Source organism: Mariniflexile sp. TRM1-10, from assembly GCF_003425985.1.
Lineage (GTDB): Bacteria > Bacteroidota > Bacteroidia > Flavobacteriales > Flavobacteriaceae > Mariniflexile.
On sequence record NZ_CP022985.1, the window covers coordinates 2,146,234 to 2,168,816 of the forward strand.

Annotated in this window: 20 protein-coding genes; 7 read left to right on the top strand and 13 right to left on the bottom strand. The window is 34.8% G+C overall.

The window, feature by feature from the left end; translation table 11 throughout:
• Window positions 1–13: 13 nt before the first annotated feature.
• Window positions 14–985 carry an energy transducer TonB gene (locus tag CJ739_RS09165; protein WP_117174550.1) on the bottom strand — a complete coding sequence of 324 codons (972 nt, stop codon included), beginning with the start codon at window positions 983–985 and terminating at the stop codon, window positions 14–16.
• A 78-nt stretch (window positions 986–1,063) separates the two neighbouring features.
• On the opposite strand from CJ739_RS09165, the gene CJ739_RS09170 reads away from it, so the two are divergent.
• Window positions 1,064–1,513: a nucleoside deaminase gene (locus CJ739_RS09170; RefSeq protein WP_117174552.1), complete on the top strand. Its 450-nt coding sequence runs from the start codon at window positions 1,064–1,066 to the stop codon at window positions 1,511–1,513.
• A gap of 141 nt (window positions 1,514–1,654) precedes the next feature.
• On the opposite strand, the gene CJ739_RS09175 is transcribed toward CJ739_RS09170, so the two are convergent.
• From CJ739_RS09175 to CJ739_RS09210, 8 genes are all read right to left on the bottom strand, one after another.
• Complete coding sequence (locus CJ739_RS09175) at window positions 1,655–1,891, bottom strand: hypothetical protein (protein ID WP_117174554.1); 237 nt, start codon at window positions 1,889–1,891, stop codon at window positions 1,655–1,657.
• Between the two features lie 36 nt (window positions 1,892–1,927).
• Window positions 1,928–3,715 carry a chloride channel protein gene (locus CJ739_RS09180; protein ID WP_117174556.1) on the bottom strand — a complete coding sequence of 596 codons (1,788 nt, stop codon included), beginning with the start codon at window positions 3,713–3,715 and terminating at the stop codon, window positions 1,928–1,930.
• A gap of 204 nt (window positions 3,716–3,919) precedes the next feature.
• The gene (aspS, locus tag CJ739_RS09185; RefSeq protein ID WP_117174558.1) at window positions 3,920–5,674 is read right to left on the bottom strand and encodes an aspartate--tRNA ligase; all 1,755 of its coding nucleotides are present in this window, start codon (window positions 5,672–5,674) and stop codon (window positions 3,920–3,922) included.
• A gap of 97 nt (window positions 5,675–5,771) precedes the next feature.
• Window positions 5,772–9,275: an efflux RND transporter permease subunit gene (locus CJ739_RS09190; RefSeq protein ID WP_117174560.1), complete on the bottom strand. Its 3,504-nt coding sequence runs from the start codon at window positions 9,273–9,275 to the stop codon at window positions 5,772–5,774.
• A 176-nt stretch (window positions 9,276–9,451) separates the two neighbouring features.
• Entirely contained in the window at window positions 9,452–10,627 is a 1,176-nt protein-coding gene (locus CJ739_RS09195; RefSeq protein ID WP_117174562.1) for an efflux RND transporter periplasmic adaptor subunit, read from the bottom strand.
• A 60-nt stretch (window positions 10,628–10,687) separates the two neighbouring features.
• The gene (locus CJ739_RS09200; protein WP_117174564.1) at window positions 10,688–11,050 is read right to left on the bottom strand and encodes a four helix bundle protein; all 363 of its coding nucleotides are present in this window, start codon (window positions 11,048–11,050) and stop codon (window positions 10,688–10,690) included.
• A gap of 163 nt (window positions 11,051–11,213) precedes the next feature.
• Window positions 11,214–12,554: a TolC family protein gene (locus CJ739_RS09205; RefSeq protein ID WP_117174566.1), complete on the bottom strand. Its 1,341-nt coding sequence runs from the start codon at window positions 12,552–12,554 to the stop codon at window positions 11,214–11,216.
• A gap of 3 nt (window positions 12,555–12,557) precedes the next feature.
• A complete protein-coding gene (locus CJ739_RS09210) occupies window positions 12,558–13,193 on the bottom strand; it encodes a TetR/AcrR family transcriptional regulator (RefSeq protein WP_236951642.1) in 636 nt (211 codons plus the stop codon).
• A 176-nt stretch (window positions 13,194–13,369) separates the two neighbouring features.
• On the opposite strand from CJ739_RS09210, the gene CJ739_RS09215 reads away from it, so the two are divergent.
• The 6 genes from CJ739_RS09215 (at window position 13,370) to CJ739_RS09240 (ending at window position 17,709) form a co-directional block, all read left to right on the top strand.
• Window positions 13,370–14,344, top strand: a complete 975-nt coding sequence (locus tag CJ739_RS09215; RefSeq protein ID WP_117174570.1) for a polyprenyl synthetase family protein — start codon at window positions 13,370–13,372, stop codon at window positions 14,342–14,344.
• Window positions 14,344–14,694 carry a hypothetical protein gene (locus CJ739_RS09220; RefSeq protein WP_117174572.1) on the top strand — a complete coding sequence of 117 codons (351 nt, stop codon included), beginning with the start codon at window positions 14,344–14,346 and terminating at the stop codon, window positions 14,692–14,694. Before CJ739_RS09215 ends, CJ739_RS09220 begins: the two co-directional genes overlap by 1 nt.
• Window positions 14,695–14,761: 67 nt before the next feature.
• On the top strand, window positions 14,762–15,196 hold the full coding sequence (locus tag CJ739_RS09225) for an RrF2 family transcriptional regulator (protein ID WP_117174574.1): 435 nt from the start codon (window positions 14,762–14,764) through the stop codon (window positions 15,194–15,196).
• 48 nt (window positions 15,197–15,244) lie between these two features.
• On the top strand, window positions 15,245–15,976 hold the full coding sequence (ric, locus tag CJ739_RS09230; RefSeq protein ID WP_117178876.1) for an iron-sulfur cluster repair di-iron protein: 732 nt from the start codon (window positions 15,245–15,247) through the stop codon (window positions 15,974–15,976).
• Between the two features lie 91 nt (window positions 15,977–16,067).
• Window positions 16,068–17,270 (top strand): hypothetical protein, encoded by a 1,203-nt coding sequence (locus CJ739_RS09235; protein WP_117174576.1) that lies wholly within the window; start codon window positions 16,068–16,070, stop codon window positions 17,268–17,270.
• Window positions 17,251–17,709 carry a hemerythrin domain-containing protein gene (locus CJ739_RS09240; protein ID WP_117174591.1) on the top strand — a complete coding sequence of 153 codons (459 nt, stop codon included), beginning with the start codon at window positions 17,251–17,253 and terminating at the stop codon, window positions 17,707–17,709. Before CJ739_RS09235 ends, CJ739_RS09240 begins: the two co-directional genes overlap by 20 nt.
• A gap of 18 nt (window positions 17,710–17,727) precedes the next feature.
• On the opposite strand, the gene CJ739_RS09245 is transcribed toward CJ739_RS09240, so the two are convergent.
• The 4 genes from CJ739_RS09245 to nirK form a co-directional block, all read right to left on the bottom strand.
• On the bottom strand, window positions 17,728–18,690 hold the full coding sequence (locus CJ739_RS09245; protein WP_117178878.1) for a DUF438 domain-containing protein: 963 nt from the start codon (window positions 18,688–18,690) through the stop codon (window positions 17,728–17,730).
• A gap of 215 nt (window positions 18,691–18,905) precedes the next feature.
• Window positions 18,906–19,619: an SCO family protein gene (locus tag CJ739_RS09250; RefSeq protein ID WP_117174593.1), complete on the bottom strand. Its 714-nt coding sequence runs from the start codon at window positions 19,617–19,619 to the stop codon at window positions 18,906–18,908.
• A 4-nt stretch (window positions 19,620–19,623) separates the two neighbouring features.
• Window positions 19,624–20,400, bottom strand: coding sequence for a formylglycine-generating enzyme family protein (locus tag CJ739_RS09255; RefSeq protein WP_117174595.1), 777 nt, complete (start codon window positions 20,398–20,400; stop codon window positions 19,624–19,626).
• Window positions 20,400–21,848: a copper-containing nitrite reductase gene (gene nirK, locus CJ739_RS09260; protein ID WP_117174597.1), complete on the bottom strand. Its 1,449-nt coding sequence runs from the start codon at window positions 21,846–21,848 to the stop codon at window positions 20,400–20,402. The genes CJ739_RS09255 and nirK overlap by 1 nt, the downstream gene beginning before the upstream one ends.
• Between the last annotated feature and the right edge of the window lie 735 nt (window positions 21,849–22,583).

A 22,583-nucleotide genomic window follows, 5' to 3' on the forward strand; every position in this document is an offset into this window, starting at 1 on the left:
AGTACAGATTTTATTATTCTTCTACTTGAAAAATAATAGGCAAGGTATAGAGCATATCTATAGGTTTATTTGCTTGTTTTGCAGGGATGAATTGAGGCAAAAGTTTAAGTACTCGAATGGCTTCTTCTTCCAATTTTATATTTATTGCTCTAACCTTAATATCTGAAATGAAGCCGTTTTTGCCTATTTTGAATTGTGCATAAACTCTTTGTCTGCCTTTTAAATCTGAAGAAATTGATGTGTTAAAATTTTCAGAAATAATTTTTGATATTTCTTTTGAGAAGTAATTTCTTTTTTCTTCCACGGTAAAGTTTTGTGGCGTATTTTTAAATTCAGGTGGAGACTGTACTGTAATCATTCCAAAAAGTATTTCTTCTTCTGTTTCTTTTTCAGGTGCAGGACAATAAGTTGGGGTAACGAGGTTTGTTGAATCAGGATTTTTTATCTTTTCAATAAATACAACATCTCCAACAGGTTCAATAATTAATTCACCATCAGTTGTAATATCGATATGGTTTATATTTTTAGAACTGGTATTACAATTTTTGTTTTGTAATGAATCTATCTCTGTTATTAATGATAATCCTCCAAGAACATCAATTGTAGTATTATTTATAGAATTTACAACTTCAATACTATCAATTTTTTGTTTACTACCATTTTTGTTAGTGCAATTCATTAGGGTCGTTCCCATAACAATAAGTAATGCTAATAAAAATGTTTTGTGAAAGCTTTTTCTAGCGGTTAAGACCTGTGACGGGATGTGAATATTGATACTATCTAATTGGCTTTGTTTAAAATGTCCGCAAACACGGTTGCCTTTATTTTCATTTATAAAATCTTGAATTTCATAAGTGTCCATTTTTGTAAAATCAATGACTGTTTTAGAGCAAGAGTTACAGAATCTGCCTTTTTCTTTAGGAGTCATGGCATGCCAATCTTCATGGCAAGGTTTTGGAATGGAAATAGAATAATATTTTTGCATAGTGGGAAGCTTTGGAATTATTTATCAAATTTCCTGCCGAAAGATTTTTAAATCGTTTGAAATTGTATTTTTGTTTTTATGATAGAACCTTTTGATGACACCTATTTTATGAAAAAAGCCTTGCAGGAAGCAGAAATGGCTTTTGAAAAAGGCGAAATTCCTGTAGGCGCTGTGGTTGTTATTGATAACAGGGTTATAGCCCGCGGGCATAATTTAACGGAAACATTAACCGATGTTACGGCACATGCCGAAATGCAGGCTATTACAGCTGCGGCTAATTTTTTAGGAGGAAAATATTTAAAAAATTGCACGTTGTATGTAACGTTGGAGCCTTGCCAAATGTGTGCGGGTGCTTTATATTGGAGCCAAATATCGAATATTGTTTATGGCGCTAGGGATTTGGAACGAGGGTGTATTAATTTGAAAACCAAACTGCATCCTAAAACCGTTATGAAGGGTGGTGTTATGGAAACGGAAGCTGCTGAGTTATTGAAACGTTTTTTTATTGAAAGACGTAATTTGAATTAATTGTTTCTCAGAGATTCACAGAGTTTAAAAAGAGATTCACAGAGTTTTTTTTGTGAATATTAATACTCTTTAACACCACTGATTACTGCAACTGATTACTGCGACTGAACACTGTGACTGAACACTGCCAACTGAACACTGCTAAATCTTCTTTTCTTTTTGATTTTCACGCATTTTGTCCAAATTTTCTTTAGTAAGCATATAATCTTTAACATCTTTATCTTTCCAGCGGTAATACGAAAACAGTGGAAATACAATAAAAAATAGCCCCATAACGCCGAAGCCAATAAGTTTTTGGGAGTATTCAGATTCTACAAAATACCCAGTTAAAATACTTCCGAAAGAGGCTAAAAACAAAAAAAGAATGAGATATTTCATTTGTAGGGATAAGGATACTTAAATAACCTTTAGGTTTTATTTTGTAAAGTTAATTAATTGTCTTCGGTAAGCCGTTAATAGTTTTGATTTTGATATAAAACCAACATATTCGTCATTTTTCACTACGGGTAAATTCCATGCACTACTATCTTGAAATTTTCTCATAATGTCGGTCATTTTATCTTTTTCGAGATCGATTATTTCGGGTGCTGGTTGCATAACATCTGTAGCCGTAATGTCATTGTATAATGATTGATCGAACATAACGGGGCGCAAATCGTCCAACAAAATAACACCAAGTAGGGCGTTGTTTTTTTCATTCACTACAGGAAAAATATTTCGGTTTGATTTTATAACGGCTTCATGTACCATCTGACCCAAATTCATTTTTGGATTTATAGTTATGAAATTATTCTCAATAACTTTATCTATATCCATTAAGGTTAATACAGCGTGGTCTTTGTCGTGGGTTATGAGTTCGCCTTTTCTACCCAATTCCATATTATAAACCGAATGTGAGCTAAAGTATTTCGTAATACCGAATGAAATGGTTGCCGTTAGCATTAAGGGTATAAACAGTTCGTAGCCGCTGGTAAGTTCTGCAATTAAGAAAATAGCGGTTAACGGCGCATGTAAAACACCAGCAAGTAAACCAGCCATACCTACAAGGGTGAAATTGCTTTCGGAAACAGGTGTATTGAACAAACCGCAGTTATTAATTATTTTGGCAATACAATTGCCCATAATGCTACCCATAAAAAGCGTTGGTGCAAAAATACCACCGACACCACCAGCTCCAAAAGTGAGGGCACTGGCAATAATTTTAAAAAATACCAAACCAGCTAAAAGTAGAACGATGATCCAAATATTGGTTAAATCCATTTGGAAGATATTGTTTTCCAAAGCTTTTTCTGGGTTGCCGGCAATAAGGTTATTGATAACATCAAATCCTTCGCCATAAAGTGGTGGAATGAAATAAATTAAAATACCTAAAAGAATGCCACCAATTACTAAACGTTTTATGGGGGATTTTATTTTGTCGAAAAATTTTTGAAACTTGTCGTAAACTTGAGCAAAATAGATGGATGTTATAGCGGCGAAAACACCCAGAACCATATAAAAAGGGGCATCGGAAATAACAAATTTATCTTCAATTCTAAAGGGTAATAAAATATCGTCTCCAAAGAAAAAATAAGAAGTTAGAATGGCTGAAAGTGATGCCAATAAAAGGGGCAACATAGATGCAATGGTTAAGTCTAAACTAAACACTTCAATAGCAAAAATAATAGCGGCAATAGGAGCTTTGAAGATAGATGACATGGCGCCAGCGGCAGCACAACCAATCAATAAATTTCGAGTGGTTTGGTTCATGTGAAACATTCTTGAAATGTTAGAACCAATAGCAGCTCCCGTAGCTACTGTAGGTCCTTCTAGTCCTACGGAACCACCAAAGCCAACCGTTAGAGGTGCCGTTAAAATAGAACCAAACATTTGGTATTGTTTCATAACACCTTTTCGTTTTGAAATAGCAAAAAGGGTCGAGGGGATACCATGGCTTACTTTGTTTCTAATAACATATTTTATGATAAAATATACGATGGTTAAACCAATAATAGGAAACAAAAAATAAAAAGCATGATGGTAATATTTAATTAAATTACCTTCCAATAAATGTTGAAAAAAGTGCGTTAAATTTTTTAAAATCACCGCACCAACACCAGAGGTAAAACCAATAACAATACTTAATATATATACAAATTGTCTGTGAGAAATGTGTTTAGCTCTCCAGATGAGTACTTGTTTTAGAATGGTTTGTTTTGGCATAGTTAAATCTACTAAAAAATCCTGCAAAAAGCAGGATTGATTTTTAGAAACTGTTTAAGTTTTGTTTATTGATGCTTTTTTGAATTATTTTTGGATCAGATGAGGCGGATTTTTTTTTAATAGCAGAGCTATTAGAAAAAAATTCAACGAAATATGGGTCAAAAAGAAACAAAAAATGGCTTTTAGATAAAACTTAAACAGTTTCTATTGTTTTAAATTAAGTTTTAGGCTTAATTCGGTTAATTGTGCATCGTCTATGGTTGCAGGCGCATCAATCATAACGTCTCGACCTGCATTGTTTTTTGGGAACGCAATAAAATCACGAATGGTTTCTTGTCCGCCAAGAATAGCTACCAATCTATCCAATCCAAAAGCTAAACCACCATGTGGCGGTGCGCCATACTGAAAGGCATCCATTAAGAACCCAAATTGTGCTTTTGCTTCTTCGGGTGTAAATCCTAAATAATCGAACATCAAGGATTGCGTTTCTTTATCGTGAATACGAATAGAACCACCACCAATTTCGTTTCCGTTCAGCACCAAATCGTACGCATTGGCTTTTACTTCTCCAGGATTTGTTTTTAATAATTCCAACTGACCTGGTTTTGGTGATGTAAATGGATGGTGCATGGCGTGGTAACGTTTGGTTTCTTCATCCCATTCCAATAAAGGGAAATCCATAACCCAAAGTGGTGCAAATTCTTTTGGATTTCTAAGTCCTAAACGTTCTGCTAATTCCATACGTAAAGCACTTAATTGGGTGCGTACTTTATTTTTATCACCAGAAAGCACACAGATTAAATCGCCTGCTTTGGCACCAGTTACTTCTGCCCATTTAGCTAAATCGGTCTCATCGTAAAATTTATCTACAGACGATTTGAATGTGCCGTCTTCATTACAACGACAGTAAACCATTCCTAAAGCACCAATTTGTGGGCGTTTTACCCAATCAATTAATTGGTCGATTTCTTTTCTGGTATAAGCGTTCCCACCGGGTACTGCAATACCAACTACCAATTCGGCATTATTAAATACACCAAAATCTTTATGTTGGGCAACCTCGTTTAATTCACCGAATACCATCCCAAAACGAATGTCTGGTTTGTCGTTTCCGTATAAACGCATGGCATCGTCATATAGCATTCTTGGGAATTTTTCAATGTCAACACCATTGACTTCTTTTAGTAAATGACGGGTTAAACCTTCAAACGCATTTAAAATATCTTCTTGCTCAATAAACGCCATTTCACAATCTATTTGTGTGAATTCCGGTTGTCTGTCGGCACGTAAATCTTCATCCCTAAAACATTTCACTATTTGGAAATATTTATCCATGCCACCAACCATAAGCAATTGCTTAAAAGTTTGAGGCGATTGCGGAAGTGCATAAAATTGTCCTGCATTCATGCGCGAAGGCACTACGAAATCGCGTGCACCTTCGGGAGTCGATTTTATTAAGTAAGGTGTTTCAACTTCTATAAAACCTTCTTTAGACAGGTAGTTTCTAACTTCTTGGGTTACTTTATGTCTAAAAATCAAGCTGTTTTTTACAGGGTTACGACGAATATCCAGATAGCGATACTTCATACGCAGTTCTTCACCGCCATCGGTTTTATCTTCAATAGTGAAAGGCGGTAATAAGGCTTCGTTTAAAACGGTTAGTTCTGAGACCAAAATTTCAATATCGCCTGTTGGCATATTTGGGTTTTTGGATGTGCGTTCTATAACCAATCCTTTTACTTGAATGACAAACTCACGACCTAAATTTTGTGCCTGTAATAGCATGTCCTTGGAGGTGCGCTCTTCATCAAAAACGAGTTGCGTCATGCCATATCGATCGCGTAAATCTACCCAAACAATAAAGCCTTTGTCTCTAGATTTTTGAACCCACCCAGCAAGTGTGACTTCTTTATTTATATGTGATGCATTTAATTCACCACAATTATGACTTCTGTACATAGTTGAAATTTGAAGTGCAAATTTACATAACTTATGGGATTATGAAACAAAAAGCCCCAACATATGTTAAGGCTTTTTGTTTTTAATCCATTCTTTTTTAATCTATAATCTCTGGTTCTTGAATTATAGGTTCAGAACTTGTTTTACTTCTTATCCACATTTTTAATTGCATGGCTAAAAAGAATAATACAGGTACTACTATTAATGTTAAAAACGTTGCTACAAATAACCCGTAAATAACTGTCCAAGCCAAAGGACCCCAGAAAATAACGTTATCACCACCAAAATAGATATGTGGATTAAACTCACTAAATAGGGTATAGAAATTAATGTTTAAACCAATGGCTAAAGGAATTAAACCTAATATAGTTGTAATGGCTGTTAGTAAAACAGGGCGTAAACGCGCTTTACCTGCTTGTACGATACTGTTGTATAAATCTTCTTTATCAAGATATTCTTCTTCATCTAAACCTCTGTCATATTTTTTTCTATCAATAAGAAGTTGGGCATAGTCTAAAAGAACCACCCCGTTATTTACAACAATACCTGCCAGTGATATGATACCCATCATGGTCATCATAATAACAAAAGCGCTACCCGTAATAACAATGCCACTAAACACACCAATTAAGCTTAAAAATATGGCAAGCATGATGATTGCTGGTTTAGAGAACGAATTAAACTGGAAGATAAGAATTAAAAATATTAAGAATAATCCAGTAAAGAATGCGCCCATTAAGAATGCCATTTGTTTGTTTTGTTCTTCAATTTGCCCAGTATAATCTATTTTAATGTTTTTTGGCAATTCTTTAAACTCTTTCATGGCATGCTGCACTTGCGATACCACTGCACCGGCATCGGTATAACCTGGTGCTAAAGCGGAATATACCGTAACAACACGCCTTACATCTCTGTGTTTTATGGCACTAAAGCCTGAAGTATTGGATTGTTTTGCAACAGCAGATACAGGAACTTCTTTAATTTGTCCAGAAGCCATATCCCTAAAAGTAATTTTCTGATTGAAAATGGCACTCGAATTATATCTGTTTTCTTCATTGAAACGTACATAAATATCATAATCGTCACCATCTTCTTTATAAACGCCTGCTTTGGCTCCAAAAATGGCATTTCTTAATTGTTGCCCTACTTGAGACGCACTGACGCCTAATTCTCCAGCTTTTTCTCTATCAACCACCACTTGCATGGCTGGCTTGTCTTTGTTCACGTCTATTTTTAACTCATCGATACCTGCAATACTTCTGGAGTTGATAAAGTCGCGCATTTTTTCGGCAGTATTAATAAGCTCCGAGTAATCATCGCCTTCTAATTCAATGTTAATTGGTGCTCCTGCCGGTGGTCCGTTTTGGTCTTTTTCAACCGAAATTAATACTCCAGGATAAATGCCTACTAAGGCTTCTTGTACTTTTTGGCGCATCAATTCACTGTCTTCTCCTTCTCTAAATTTATATTCGCGCATCGAGGCGGTAATTTTACCTTTATGGGGCATTTCGGCAGCTGAACCACCATCGGTTTGCGGATTTCCAGCACCTTCACCCACCTGCGATACCGCACTTTCTACCATAAAGTTATAGTCGCCTTTTCTATACATGTCTTCATTTAAAACACGATATACTTTTTTTTCTATTTCCTTGGTAATGGTATTGGTTTTTTCAATATCGGTACCTTCAGGGTATTCAATATAGACTATAATTTGATTCGGTTTATTATCTGGGAAGAACTCTACTTTTGTTCTTTGTGTTCCCAAAGAAATTCCAAAAACTACAAATGAAATAATGAGTAAAATAACAGTTCCTATACTTATAAAATAAGGACGTTTCCCTTTTAAGGCACTTTTTAAGGATTTTTCATAAAAGTTTTCAAGTTTTACAAGGCTTTTGTTTTGAAAGCGATTCGCCATTTTACGAAGTATCAAGCGATACACCCACAACATGATGGCTGTGAAAATCATAAGGGAACCTAGGGCTCTGTAATCGCCACCAATTATAAGGATGATAAAGCCTATAATGGAAATGGTTGCGGTGATGTATATGATACGTTTTAAAGGCATGTCTTTATCTTCAGTTGTCATGAATTGAGAAACCAATACGGAGTTAAAAAAGATGGCAACAAATAAAGATGAACCTAAAACTACCGATAATGTTATTGGGAAATAGATCATAAATTGCCCCATAAGCCCAGGCCAAAGACCTAAAGGAATAAAGGCAGCGACCGTAGTTGCTGTTGAAATAATAATAGGATATGCAATTTCGCTAATGCCTTTTTTAGCAGCTTCTTTTCGGCTCATGCCTTCTTCGTCCATAAGGCGGTATACGTTTTCAACTACCACAATGCCGTTGTCTACCAACATACCAAGACCCATAATAAGCCCAAAGAGAATCATGGTATTCATGGTATAGCCTAATAAGTTTAAAATCATTAAAGACATAAACATAGACATAGGGATGGCAAACCCAACAAATAGGGCATTTTTAAATCCTAAAAAGAACATTAAAACGGTTACAACGAGAATGATACCAAAAATAATGTTGTTCACTAAATCATCAACTTGTCCAATGGTCTTTGAAGATTGGTCGTTGGCGATAGTTACTTTCAGGTTTTTTGGAAATACGTTTTCAATGGCATCTTTTCTAATGAGTTCAATTTTTTCAGCAGCTTCGACCATGTTTTTACCAGAGCGTTTTTTTACGTCTAGCATCACAACAGGGTCTCCAAACTCGCGGGCATAGGTTGTTTTATCTTTTTCTTTGAAGCTTATATTGGCAATGTCTTTTAAATAAATGGGATTGTTATTTTCGGATTTAACCACAAAGTTTTTTAAATCGTTTGGATCTTCTATTTCACCAAGAATTCTAATGGTTCGACGCTGACCACTAGCAATGAAATTACCCGCAGACATGGTCATGTTTCCGCTATTTATGGCACTAATTACATCATCAAAACTCACTTGGGACGCCATCATTTTATAAATATCTACGGCTACCTCAACTTCTTTTTCTTGAGCACCACGAATATCGACCTTTTTAATTTCGATTAAGTTTTCAATTTCATCTTGAAGATATTCGCCAAACTCTTTTAGTTTTTCAACCGGATAATCGCCAGAAATATTAATGTTAAGAATGGGCATTTCTTCAGACATGCTCAACTCGAACACATTAGGTTCTACTTTCGCACCGTTGAATGTTGGCCAATCTTCGCCCGAAGTTTCAGAATCTATTTCGTCTTTAACTTTTTGTTTTGCTTGATCTACGGTAATATCTTCATCAAACTCAACAACTATCATTGAATAATCTTCTTGGGATGATGAGGTAATTTCTACCACATTACTTACTGTTTTAAGTTTGTCTTCAAGCGGATCGGTAATTAGTTTTTCAATATCTTCGGCGGTATTTCCGAAAAACGGCGTGCTTATATAAATTTTAGTTTCTTTAATTTCTGGGAAACTTTCTCGGGGCATTTTAAAATATGCTGAACTACCTAAAAAGAAAATCATAGCCATCATCATATAAATGGTGGTCTTATTATGTATCGCCCACGATGATAGTTTGAATTCTTTATCGACTTGTTTTTGTTGTTTCGTCATGATTATTGGTCGTTAATATTTAGTCGTTAGACTTTAGACGTTAGTATTTATTTTGAGGTATTTTTGAAGACTTGTAATCCTTTATGGGGTGCTTCAAGTTTTTCTCTTAATTCTATTTCTTGTTCAATTATAACTTTTAAACTTCAGTCTTCTGACATCGCTCTTCTGTCATCTCTCTAAAGATTATTGATTACTTTAACAGTTTGACCGTCATTAACACTTCTGGCACCTTCTTCAATAATTTCGGCATTGTTTTCTAGTCCTTTGGTCACTTCTATGACATCACCTTGTGCCTTTCCTGTTTCGATAATGACGCGTTTGGCATTTCCTTCATTATCGGCATTTTTATTTTCAATAATGTATATGTATTGCTCGCCATCGGCATTTTCTGAAATGATACTTTGAGGAATTAAAATGGCATTTTCGTTTGTGTAATCGTTAATTTTAAGTTTTGCGGTTAAGTTTGGTTTAATGCTTTTGTCTTTATTAGGAACCGCAACTTCTATTTTAAAGGTTCTGTTAGCTGGGTTTATAAAATTACCCGCTTGCCTAATTTTAGCATCGATGGATTTTCCTAAAATTGGAAACTCTACTTTTACAGCTTTATTAGCAGTTATGCTAGAAATATAATTTTCCGGAACGTCGGTTTCAATATACATATCTTCTAAATTAACAATACGCATTAATTGCGATTGCCCCGGCGCTACGACACTGCCTTGGTCTGTAATAACATCATCAATAACACCTGTAAACGGTGCTCTAACTGAGGTTTTTGCAAGTTGGCTTTTTAACTGGCTTACGGCACGTTGTTGTGCTTCATAACTAGATTTAGCTTGCAGATATTGGATTTCGCTACCTATTTTTTGGTTCCACAAACGTTCTTGACGCTCGAAGGTTGTTTTGGCTAAATCAGCTTGAATTTGTAATTGTGCCACTTGTTGGCTTAAACCACCGTCATCAATGGTTGCAAGTAATTGCCCTTTGGTAACGTTTTGTCCTTCTTTTACATACACGCGTGTTAAGGTGCCTGCCATTTCAGGATAAATAACAAGGTTTTGTTTGGTTTTAACATTACCTTGTAGTTCTAAAAAGTGGTCGAATTTCTCAGATTTTGCCATTACTGTAGTCACCAATGGTAATCTTTTAACGGTATCCAATTCAGAAATTCTATTGTTAATGAGGCTTAACTGTGCGGCATATTCTTGTTGTTTAGCATCAATTTCCTCACGTTTTTGTTTTAATGCCTCTAAGTTATTTGAAGCAATTAGGTCTTCTAAAGATTTGCTTTTTTTTTCACCACTGCAGGCAGTTAAAAGAAGCGTAACGATTAATATGGCGGATATATTTTTCATTTTTTGAATGGAGTTTATGAGTTTATTATTTTGAGTTTATGAGTTTATTTGTTTATGAGTTTATTGGCTGAGTTGGGATTTATGCAAACCATCTAGCATTGCTGTTATTTCTGTAATGTTTTCTCGAATTTGAGTATAATTTTCGTTTGAAGTATATTCAAGGTCGTTTGATAGAATAAGCTGATTTAACAATTCTAAAGCAGATCCAAAAGCAATTTCCGTAAATGGTGCTTTATCTTTATTGGTATGTCTTCCAGAGCCTTCAGCTATATTTGATGCCATGGAAATAGCACATCTCCTCATTTGGCTTGTTAAACCAAAACGCTCGTCATCTGGAAATAACTTTGTTGTTTTATATATTGAAACAGACAAGGTTCTTGATTTTTGCCATACGATTAATTTTTCGAAAGAGAATTGCTTCATATTTTTAAAATTTAGGTTATTAGTTTATGTGTTTATAAGGTGTGAGGTTTATTGTTTGAATTTTAACCGTTTATTAGTTCTAAGCTTAATTATTTATGATAAACTCATAACCATTTATAAACTAATAAACCCATAAACCTTTTCTATAACCTCTTTTCATAAACTAATCAACTTTATTCAATATAGTTTCTAGCTCTGCTTTTTTGTTTATCACATCTAGCATGGCTTGTAAAAATTCTTGTTGTGCTGTATATAACTGCGTTTGTGCCTGTCTTAAATCGAAACTGGAAGCAATACCTTCAAAAAACTTGGTTTGGTTTTTTTGTTCAATGCGTTCAGCAAGATTTAAGTTTAGTTTTTTGTTATCGTAATCTTCAATGGCAAATTGATAATCGCTTTTTGCAGCAGCCGTTTGAAGTTGTAGTTTTTGTTCGGTTTCAATTAAATCGTCTTTCGCTTTTTCAAGATTTATTTTAGCACGTTGTGTAGCGGCACTTCTTCCTAAGGAACTGAAAATAGGAATGTTTAAGTTAACGCCAAACAACGACGAACCAAACCACTTTTGGTCCTTGCTTGTAAAATTGAATTCATCGCTAAAAGCCGAATAACCACCGTTTATAAATGCGTTTAAAGTTGGTAGCGCTTTGCTTTTTTCCAATTTTAGCAATAACGCTTTCGCTTTTTTATCGTTTTCGGCTATTTGGTAGTCTATGGCTTCTTCTAAATTTAAATCAGCATCAACCAATTCTAAAGATATATTTTGAACCGTTAAACTTTCAAGGTTATCTGTTAATACTGTAGGGTTATAAACATCTAGACCTAAAGTGATGTTAAGCATTTGATAAGCCAATGTTTTTAATCGAACGGTGTTTTTTAACGAACTGTTTACACCCGATAATGTTATTTGAAGTTGCTCTACACTTTCTTCTTCTTCCAAACCATTTTCAAACATTTTTGATAAATCGTATAGATTTTTTTCAAGAATGGCTTTGTTTTTTTCAAGAATGGCAACACTTTCTTCGGCAAGTAACACATTGCCGTAAGCGTTTATCACTGCCTTTCTAACTTCTAAATCGGTTTTGGTTTTAGCGTTTTTTGATATTTCTAAAAATACTTTGGCCGATTGTAAACCAACCAAGTAAGAGCCATCAAAAATTTTCTGGTTTAGTGTTGCCATGGCATTTACGCTTTGTTTGGTGCCAAAAGTAACTTCTTCAAATTCACCAGGATTACCACCAAAAAATTCTGCGGGAATTAAAGATACCTGTTGTTTTAAAAAGTTTTGATACCCAATTTCGGCTGAGATTTGTGGCAAACCTGTAGCTGTCGTTTCCCATTTTTGCTGTCTGGCAGCTTCAATATCGCGTGTGGCATTTTTTGCTGTTCTGTTGTTCTGCAATGCAAAATCTATAGCTTGCTCTAAGCTGAGACTTTGCGGGTTTTCTTGAGAAAATCCTTTGATTGTAAGGAGTAAGCTAAAGACTAAAATTAGTACGTGCTTCATATTTTATGATTGATTGTTATTTAAGTATTGGGTTAAATGTTCAAGTCCTTTTGGGGTGCAAATGCCTCTTAAATGATATTCAATATAATTGTTCATCAAATCGTGCATAGAAAAATTATTTAAAGGAAACAGGTCTTTATCTTTTAAAGCCATCATGCACACAAAATATATTTTAGATACAAATTCGGTGTTTATGGTGTCTCTGTAGAGTCCTGTTTTTATACCAAGTTCTAGGTTGTGGGTTACACAATCATCCATTACGCAAACTTGTTTGGACTTTAACGATTCGTAAATTTTTGGATAATATTTTTGAAGTTGGTATTGTGGTGATGATTTTTCGTCTTTTAGATGCTTCATCAAAAAATGCTTTATCTCATAAATTTCTTCGATAGGGTTGTTCTCTTGAGCTACTATTTCTTCAATTCCTTTCGAAATAAAATGAAACATGTATAATGTAGCCTCTTCTACGAGTACGTTTTTATTTTCAAAATATTGGTAAATGGTTTTTTTAGACATGCCAAGGGCATTGGCAATATCGTCCATGGTGACACTCTTAAACCCATAGGTTAAGAATAAATCGACTGCTGTTTTTAAAATATCTTCTTTCAAATGGTGATACTTATTTTTTTTAAAGGACATTTGGTATCGCTTATAGTCCTAGTTTTTTTGTTGTTGATAGTATGGCGATTTCATAATTCGAGGCAAATGTACAATAGGAAACTTTAAAAACAATAAAAGTTTCCAAAGTTTTAACAATTTTTTAATATTGATTAAAGTTGTTGGATTAGTGATGGCAATTGCATTATTTTTGTTTGATGCAAAACGTACAATTTTATCAAGACGCATTTACTTCGCATTTAGAAGGGTTTACCCAAGACCGTGAACCGCTGTCTTTATATAGTCCTATAAACTATATTCTGCAATTAGGAGGTAAACGCCTGCGCCCGGTTTTAACTTTAATGACTGCTGAAATTTTTAATGCCGATTATAAAATAGCACTCGATGCCGCTTTAAGTATTGAAGTGTTTCATAATTTTTCGTTGGTACATGACGATATCATGGATGATGCGCCTTTGCGACGTGGGTATCAAACGGTACATGAAAAATGGGATGTGAATACGGGCATCCTTTCGGGAGATGCGATGTTAATTATGGCGTATCAATTATTTGAGAATTATGAACCTGTCACTTTTCAAGCATTGGCTAAGTTGTTTAGTAAAACGGCATTGGAAGTTTGTGAAGGTCAGCAGTATGATGTAGATTTTGAAACGCGTGATGATGTTACTATTGGCGAATATTTAAAAATGATTGAATATAAAACAGCTGTTTTGGTTGGTGCTGCCATGAAAATGGGAGCTATTGTAGCCAATGCATCCTTAGAAGATCAACATAGTATTTATGAATTTGGTAAAAATTTGGGTATTGCGTTCCAACTACAAGATGATTATTTAGATGTCTTTGGCGATCCAAAAACTTTTGGAAAACAAGTAGGTGGCGATATTATTGAAAATAAAAAAACCTATTTGTACCTAAAGGCATTGGAATTTTCAAACGAAACGGATAGGTTTGAATTAACCCAATTATTTTCGTCAAACCCAGAAGACCTTTCAGCTAAAATAAATACTGCGAAACAAATTTTTGTATCCTCTGGTTCTGCCGAAGCTACAAAAAATGCCATTCAAGAATATACCCATAAAGCATTTAATGTTTTAAGTACTATTAATATTTCCGATGACAAAAAAGCGCTGCTAAAAGACTTTGGAAACAACCTTATGAATAGAAACGTTTAATGAGTTTACCATCAACATTCGAGGATTTAGTTGAAGAAGCAAATAAGCTGGATTTGTATAAAAATTTAGTACGCCAACTGAATAAGGATTTTTTATTGGCTAATATCAATTTAGATTTTCATGAAGATGTTTTGCCTACCAGTTTAAAATTGTTACTTCACGAAACAATTTATAAACTTATCCAGGAAAAATTTACCGAATATTTAAACCTGCTTTATATTATTGATGTTTCAGAAAAGCGAATAAAAGCTTTAAATGGCGAAGACATTCTCAAGCTATCTGAAGATGTCATGTTTTTAATTCTGCAACGTGAATGGCAAAAAGTGTGGTTTAGAAATAAGTACAAATAAATTAAATAAGATAAATTTGTCCTATTTAAAAATATATCTTATATTTGTATCAAATTAAGTAATTATTATGTTTTCAAAAGCTTGTGAGTATGGTATTAAAGCGTCTATTTTCATTGCGATAAATTCGTATGAAGGTAAACGTGTAAGCCCAAAAGAAATAGCTGAAGAAATCAATTCTCCGCAAGCATTTACGGCAAAAATTTTGCAGGCATTGGTAAGGCATAAAGTTATTAATTCAGTAAAAGGCGCTTATGGCGGTTTTGAGGTTGATAAAAATGAGCTTAAATACATTAAGCTTTCGCAAATTGTAAAGGCCATTGATGGCGATAACATTTATAACGGATGTGGTTTGGGTTTAGAAAAGTGCGATGAAAACCATCCCTGTCCAGTGCATGATAAGTTTAAGGGCGTTAGGGATGAACTAAAACAAATGTTAGAGAACACCAGTTTGGAAGAACTTGCCCTGAACATAAAATCGGGCGCGTCTTTTTTAAAGGCTTAAAAAAATTTGAATATAAATAGGATAAAATTATCCGAAATAAATAACATGATGGAAACAATAAGTAAAAACACCCAAAAACAAATAGGGCACTTTGTTGCCGAAGATTTTAGAACCGCAGCGGTATTTACAAAATATAAAATTGATTTTTGTTGCAATGGCAACAGAACCATTGAAGAGGCCTGCACTAAAAAAGGCATAGACAGTAATATGCTAATTGATGAACTTGAAACCGTTTTGAGCTCTAAAACAGACCAAACGATTGATTATAAATCATGGCCTTTAGATTTATTGGCAGAATATATTGAGAAAAAGCATCACCGCTATGTGGAAGAAAAAATCCCCATTTTGCGTCAGTTTTTAGATAAATTGTGTAACGTTCATGGCGAAAGACATCCAGAATTGTTTGAAATTAATAAACTTTTTACAGCTTCAGCAGGTGAATTGACAGCTCACATGAGAAAAGAAGAATTGGTTCTTTTTCCTTTTGTGAAAAGAATGGTGAACGCAAAATTGGGACATACTACCATACAGCCGCCACCATTTGGAACAGTTGAGAACCCAATAGCTATGATGATGCAAGAGCACGATAATGAAGGGGTACGCTTTAGACAAATTGCTGAGTTGACAAATAACTACACGCCACCTGCCGATGGTTGTAATACCTACATAGTTACCTTTGCCATGTTAAACGAGTTTGAACAGGATTTACATTTACACATTCATTTAGAGAATAATATTCTATTCCCCGAAGCTATTAAATTAGAACAACAATTTGGTTAATAGCAATAGCTTCAATTAAAAAATCCAGAAAGACTTTTTGATTTTCTGGATTTTCTATGTTTATTGGTACATCACTTAAAGATAATTTGTAATGCCTAAAAAACTTGTTTTAGTATGCTTGCTTAACTTTTTTATAGCAGCTGTTTTTGGGTTATTATTGCGATATGCTTTTGTACAGCCAATGTCACTTAACTATCGGTTTTTAACGCATGCCCATTCGCATGTTGCTATGTTAGGTTGGGTGTATTTAATGCTTTTTACGCTCATAGTCCACTATTTTATTCCTGATAAGAAGCCTATTTATAATCGGTTGTTTTGGGTCACCGAATTTGCCGTTGTTGGTATGTTGTTTAGTTTTCCTTTTCAGGGGTATGCAGCGGTTTCCATTGCGTTTTCAACATTACATATTTTTTGTAGTTACTATTTTGCTTACTTAATTTTCAAACATCATAAAACCAAAAACAAAGTTACAAGTCGTTTACTTAAATGGGCATTGGCTTTTATGCTACTATCAACTATTGGTGTGTGGTGTTTAGGACCCGCAGTTGTTATGCTTGGACAAGCATCGGCATTTTACCAAATAGCGATTCAGTTCTTTTTGCATTTTCAGTTTAATGGGTGGTTTTTGTTGGCTGTTATTGCTGTGTTTTTTCATAAATTACAACTTCAAGATTCGAAAGAGTTTCGATTATTTTTTAAATTTTTAATCATAGCGACCATTCTCACTTTTGCATTGCCTGTAAACTGGTTTGCGCCACATCCTGTTTTGGTATGGATTAATGGTATTGGGGTTATTTGCCAGTTATTTGCTTTATACTATTTTATAATAATTATAAAACCGGCATTAAAAGCGTTCATTAAAACACAGGCCAGCGTTACTAAGTTCATGTATGATTTTGCATTGGTTTGCTTTGTGCTTAAAATGCTGCTGCAATCGGCATCTTTAATTCCTGAAGTTTCAAACGTAGCATATCAACATAGAAATTTCGTCATTGGGTTTATCCATTTAAGCATGTTGGGTGTTATTTCCGGGTTTTTATTTGCCTTTTTATTACAAAATAGTTTAATAAAGCATTCTAAAACACTAACTTTCGGGATGTATGCCTTTATCTTTGGTTTTGTATTAACGGAACTTATTTTATTAATTCAAGGAGGCTTTTTTTACTTTGGAATAGGTCTGTTACCAAATTATTACTTAATACTATTCTTATGCAGTATCTTATTGCCTTTAGGTATTGGATGCTTCATTATCAACATTATAAACACTAGAAAAAATGTCGCAGAAACCACTTAAACGTCACAAAGCGTTACAACCTTTAAGCAGAGAGCATCACCATGGTTTATTGCTATCATGGAAAATTAGAGCAGGATTCAGCAAAAATATTGAACCAGAACGCATCAAGGTGTATGCCGATTGGTTTTTTAAAACACATTTAATTCCGCATTTTGAAATGGAAGAACAGTTTGTTTTTCCGGTTTTGGAATCAAATAATGAGCTTGTAAAAAAAGCACTAGAAGACCATACACTTTTAAAGCGTTTATTTGAAGATGACCATATAGAAATTGCTTTAAGCCAGATTGAAAAAGCACTAGATGAACATATTCGATTTGAAGAACGCGTTTTGTTTCCGGAAATTCAAAAAGCGGCTACCGAATTGGAATTACTGGAGATAGAAAAAATTCATCAGGAAACGGATTTTGTGGATAAGCTTGATGATCAATTTTGGAAGTAAATCTGGTATTGGCTAGGTTTAATCCCAATCCAATAATCTTTTTTCACCTTCAAGTTTTTGAATATCGGTTACATCCTGAGACATCTCAACAACACCTTTATATGTTTTGTTTTTATCCCGGATGGCAAAATACCGGATATGGATGATTCTTCCTTTAAAATTAAACCAAAATTCAGCAACATCTTTAGTGCCTAATCTGAATTCTTCAACAATACGTAACACCATATTAACGCTTTTTGGCGGATGGCAAAACCGTACTTCTCGACCAATGATGCCTTTGCTTCTTGCAAAAACACGGTCGTTTCCTCGATTGTAGAAAATAACTTTATCGTTTTCGTCAACAAAGGTAATATCGACAGGTAAAAAACTTAAAAGTAAATTGACTTGTTCAGGTGTCATATAACCTTCATCGTAATGAAAGGTGTTTTCTAACGAAAATGATAAATCCCTCTGACTGTGATCTTGACTTGGATGAAGGTAGGCTTCTTCTTTTGCAACTGCAGGATAAGGTGTTGGTTTTTCTTTTAGCATCCAACCAATTTCCTCGTCACCTATATAAAAATCCTTCCATTCTTCTTCGGTTATCAGTTCCATGGCGTTTGGAAACAGTCTTATATCTTCAATAGTCAACAAGCGTTCGATGCCATTTAATAAATAGGGGATATTCTCAATAATTTTTTCAATATCTTTTTTAACGTTGTAGTTATTTAATAACTTTATTTGTTCCCGCAAATTATCATGAAACGACCACATGCCTTGACTGGGGCCTTCCCAACCATGCTTCTCTAAATAAGGAAATAATTGATTTTCTTTTCGTGCAAAACGTTTTTCAATGGTGGTTAATTGGTTGAAAATATTTAAATATTTCTGAAAATCTTCAATAGGATTGACGTCTTTTAATTCTAAAATTAAATCTTGTATTAAAGCGCTTTCAGTATAATAGACTTTTACGGGGTGTCCTTCTGTTAAGGTTTCAACAATGGGGTAAAATGAGTTCACTTTTTATGTTTTTTATTATGGAAGAGGCTGTCTAAAAAGTCCTTTAAATTTAATTTGTCAGGTTGAGCTTGTCGAAACCGATATTGATTATCAGTAAGTTAAAATATTTCGACAAAGCCTGTGCTGAGCTTGTCGAAGTGCTCAATATGACATAGAACTAGACTTTTTAGACAGCCTCTTTATGATTAAATAATTTTTTAGGGTGTCATCTGTAAAATAGTTTCAATGGTGTCTTTATTGTCAACTCCCAGGCCTTCTTGTTGGTGCTTTAGTTCCCCTTGCGGATTGAATACAGATATGATGTTGGAATGTGAAAAATCTATAGGTGAAATTTCTTTGTATTTTACCGATAACACATTGGCGAACTCACGAACACCACTTTCGCTACCCTGCAAAAAAGTCCAATGTATGTCGTCCATAAGGTTTTCTTTGGCAAAGGCTTTTAGTTTTTCGGGGGTGTCGGTTTCTGGGTCGATGCTTACCATAACAAACTGAGTATTTTTTGTTTTTTCATCGGGAATTTGAGATTCAATGTGACGCATATCGGCAACCAATCGGGGACAAGCTGCTTTACATGAGGTATAAATCATGACCATTACCAAAGTTTTTCCTTTTAAATCTTTAAGTTGAATAGCCTTGCCTTCTTCAGTATGCCAAATAGAAGTTAAATTGAATATGGATTCTTCTGAAATTCCACCATCCTCCACTAATTCTGAGTTGTTTTCAACAAGCGTTAAGTCCATCTTACAAATCGGGCAACTTCCTTTTTCGCTATACGTTTTATCGCCTTCACATTGCATAGGACACTGATATACTTCAGTAATATCGTCTTTTGATTTTTTATCAGATTTACAGCTTTGAAATGCTAAAGTGGTTATTAAGACTAGAGATATGTATTTTAAATACTTCATGGTTTTATTTTAGATTGATATCTTTCACACAACGAAATCCTAAATTTTTCATAGAATATTTGGCTTTTAAGCTACCACGAATGGCATAACGCATAAAAGCAGCATAATTCATTAAATCGGTAGCATTTACTGCGGCACTACCACAAAAAAGATTGCTGTCCTTGTCAACGTCTTTTCTTGATTCTCCAGTAATTAAAACGGAGTTAAAGTCTAAAGTCCATTCCCAAACCAAACCATGTAAATCGTGTACACCCCAAGCATTTTTTGGTGTGCGTCCAATGCTATTTTCATTAGATCGAGGGGCTTCATACCAAGCTAATATCTGTTTGTTGTATGAAGGCTTCACACGCGCATCCTTGGTTGTTTCGTCAGCCATAGCCACATATTCCCATTCATCAACGGTTGGTAAACGCTTGCCTTGACATTCACAATAGTCTTTAGCAGCAAACCAAGACACATAGGTAACAGGACTATCTGGTTTTTCTGAATCTTTAAGTTCTAAATCATTTTTCCAATTCGATAAATAGCTATCATCCACAAATAATTTGATGCTTTTCGTTTTTTGCCACTTTGGATATTTCTTAACAAAAGCAACATATTCTGCATTTGTAACAGGATAGATGTCCATTTCGAAATCTTTTACTTCAACAACGGTAGAATCTCTTCCGTATAGTGGGATATAACGATTCCCTTTTATGGAAACCATGCCTTTAGATTGTGCGAAAAGCATGGGCTGAAGCACTAATAAAGCAAGCAATATTCTAAAGGCATGGTATTTCATTATTTCTTTTGTTTTACTTTATCTACCATAGCTTTAGTAACTATTTTTTTGGAGTTGCCCCAACTATTATAGACATAGGTTAATACATTTGCAATCTCATCGGATGATAACATTTGCCGTGTCATAACGCTGTTGTATTTCTGACCATTTACGGTGATTTCTCCTGTTAGTCCGTTAAGTACAACCCCAATGGCTCTATCTACATCGGCATTTAAGTAATCGGATTTTGCCAATGGCGGGAAAGCGTTTGGAACGCCTTGTCCTTCACCTTGGTGACAAGCAAAGCAAGTTTGCATATAGGCTTGTTTTCCAAATTCCATTTGTTCTTCAAACGATTTTGCAGGTACTTCTGAAGCTATAATTTCACCAGTTGTTGGCATCGTTTGAATACCAGGGCCTTCAGGCAAATAAATGTCGTCGCGTATTTCTCCTGAGTATATTTTTTTGTCTTCTTCGCCTTCTACTTTCAGCATGCCTAAGGCTCCTTTGTTAAAGGCTCTAAAAATAGAGTGGTCCACTAGAATAAATGTTCCTGGTACGTCTACACGAAATTCTATCATAGCAGCACCACCAGCAGGAATTAAAGTAGTTTGGACATTTTTATTAATTAAATCGCCACCTTCTATGTGTACGCGATCAAATATTTCTCCAATAACATGAAAAGACGATACCAATCCTGGCCCACCGTTACCCACAAAGAGTCTAACGGTTTCGCCAACTTTGGCTGTTATGGCATTGTCGCCAGTAAGTGCACCAACTTTGCCATTAAAAACAACATAATCGGCATGTTCATCCACAGCTTTTTGCATATCGAAAGGCTGTAACCCACGTTCGCCATTAGCGCCTTTTGTATAAAAATCGCCTTGCATAATATAGTATTCTTTATCTACTAGCGGTAAACCACCATCAGGTTCTACTAAAATTAAACCATACATACCGTTGGCAATGTGCATGCCAACAGGCGCCGTAGCGCAATGGTACACGTACAATCCTGGGTTTATGGTTTTGAACGAAAACACTTTTTCATGCCCAGGTGCCACAAATGATGATTCGGCACCACCTCCTGGTCCGGTAACGGCGTGTAAATCAATATTGTGTGGCAATTTATTATCTGGATGATTCTGTAAATGGAACTCTACTTCATCGCCAACACGTGTTCTAATAAAACTGCCGGGCACAGTACCTCCAAAGGTCCAATATACATATCTCACGCCGTCGGTCATTTCTCCTTCTTTTTCAAGAATCTCCATTTTTATGATAAGCTTTTTTGCTTTTCTTTTTCCAACTGGCGTTGGCACATGGGGTGGCGATGTTAATTCCGCAATCATTTCTCTGTTTACAGGAATGTCTGCTGCGTTGTCGTAAACCGTTTCTTTGTTATCGAAACAAGATGTTAAAAATAGCATACTGGCTACAGAAAACACAAGTGATAAATTTAAATGTTTCATTTTTAGTGTTTTAGTTTATTGATAGTTTTCGTTGTTTATTATAAAGGATAAAAATATCCTCTTTGTTCAAAAATACGTGTAGAATTTGTTTGAGAATATGATATTTGTCAGATTCTCATAAATTTACGGAATTCGAATTTAATAGTTGAAATTTAACTATTATAAACTTACAAGATAGGCGAGATAGATTTTATTACCAAATTATTGTAGTACAAAAGATAGGTTTATATACCTCCGCTATCGCGAGCATCTCGCTCGTGACGGCATGAGTGTCAGGTGATTGACGATTGACAATTTAGAATTCAGAATTCAGAATTATGGATTCAGAATGTGGAATTGAGAGCACAAATCTTGAAGCAAGAACAGAACCCGAGAGGTTAAAAGATGTTTTAAAACGATGACAAGATACCTTTTACGATTTCTGATTAACGATTGACGATTAACGATTAACGATTGACGATTCCCCTTTCACGATTAACGATTGACGATTGACAATTCCCCTTTCTCTAGACCTATCCCCAATCTAAAAATCTAAAAATCTAAAAAGTCTAACATTCTAAGAAGTCTAACAATCAGAACCCGAGAGGTTAAAAGATGTTTTAAAACGATGACAAGATGCTATTCCCGAATCTTTTCACGATTTCTGATTAACGATTGACGATTGACGATTCACGATTCCCCTTTCACGTTTCACGATTTGGACCTCCCTGATTATAGTTAACCGATTCACCAAAA

Bases quoted from the DNA above. Each gene is read 5' to 3' on its own strand.
- CJ739_RS09165 (WP_117174550.1), bottom strand. From the start codon at position 985: ATGCAAAAATATTATTCTATTTCCATTCCAAAACCTTGCCATGAAGAT.
- CJ739_RS09170 (WP_117174552.1), top strand. From the start codon at position 1,064: ATGATAGAACCTTTTGATGACACCTATTTTATGAAAAAAGCCTTGCAG.
- CJ739_RS09175 (WP_117174554.1), bottom strand. From the start codon at position 1,891: ATGAAATATCTCATTCTTTTTTTGTTTTTAGCCTCTTTCGGAAGTATT.
- CJ739_RS09180 (WP_117174556.1), bottom strand. From the start codon at position 3,715: ATGCCAAAACAAACCATTCTAAAACAAGTACTCATCTGGAGAGCTAAA.
- aspS (WP_117174558.1), bottom strand. From the start codon at position 5,674: ATGTACAGAAGTCATAATTGTGGTGAATTAAATGCATCACATATAAAT.
- CJ739_RS09190 (WP_117174560.1), bottom strand. From the start codon at position 9,275: ATGACGAAACAACAAAAACAAGTCGATAAAGAATTCAAACTATCATCG.
- CJ739_RS09195 (WP_117174562.1), bottom strand. From the start codon at position 10,627: ATGAAAAATATATCCGCCATATTAATCGTTACGCTTCTTTTAACTGCC.
- CJ739_RS09200 (WP_117174564.1), bottom strand. From the start codon at position 11,050: ATGAAGCAATTCTCTTTCGAAAAATTAATCGTATGGCAAAAATCAAGA.
- CJ739_RS09205 (WP_117174566.1), bottom strand. From the start codon at position 12,554: ATGAAGCACGTACTAATTTTAGTCTTTAGCTTACTCCTTACAATCAAA.
- CJ739_RS09210 (WP_236951642.1), bottom strand. From the start codon at position 13,193: ATGTCCTTTAAAAAAAATAAGTATCACCATTTGAAAGAAGATATTTTA.
- CJ739_RS09215 (WP_117174570.1), top strand. From the start codon at position 13,370: ATGCAAAACGTACAATTTTATCAAGACGCATTTACTTCGCATTTAGAA.
- CJ739_RS09220 (WP_117174572.1), top strand. From the start codon at position 14,344: ATGAGTTTACCATCAACATTCGAGGATTTAGTTGAAGAAGCAAATAAG.
- CJ739_RS09225 (WP_117174574.1), top strand. From the start codon at position 14,762: ATGTTTTCAAAAGCTTGTGAGTATGGTATTAAAGCGTCTATTTTCATT.
- ric (WP_117178876.1), top strand. From the start codon at position 15,245: ATGGAAACAATAAGTAAAAACACCCAAAAACAAATAGGGCACTTTGTT.
- CJ739_RS09235 (WP_117174576.1), top strand. From the start codon at position 16,068: ATGCCTAAAAAACTTGTTTTAGTATGCTTGCTTAACTTTTTTATAGCA.
- CJ739_RS09240 (WP_117174591.1), top strand. From the start codon at position 17,251: ATGTCGCAGAAACCACTTAAACGTCACAAAGCGTTACAACCTTTAAGC.
- CJ739_RS09250 (WP_117174593.1), bottom strand. From the start codon at position 19,619: ATGAAGTATTTAAAATACATATCTCTAGTCTTAATAACCACTTTAGCA.
- CJ739_RS09255 (WP_117174595.1), bottom strand. From the start codon at position 20,400: ATGAAATACCATGCCTTTAGAATATTGCTTGCTTTATTAGTGCTTCAG.
- nirK (WP_117174597.1), bottom strand. From the start codon at position 21,848: ATGAAACATTTAAATTTATCACTTGTGTTTTCTGTAGCCAGTATGCTA.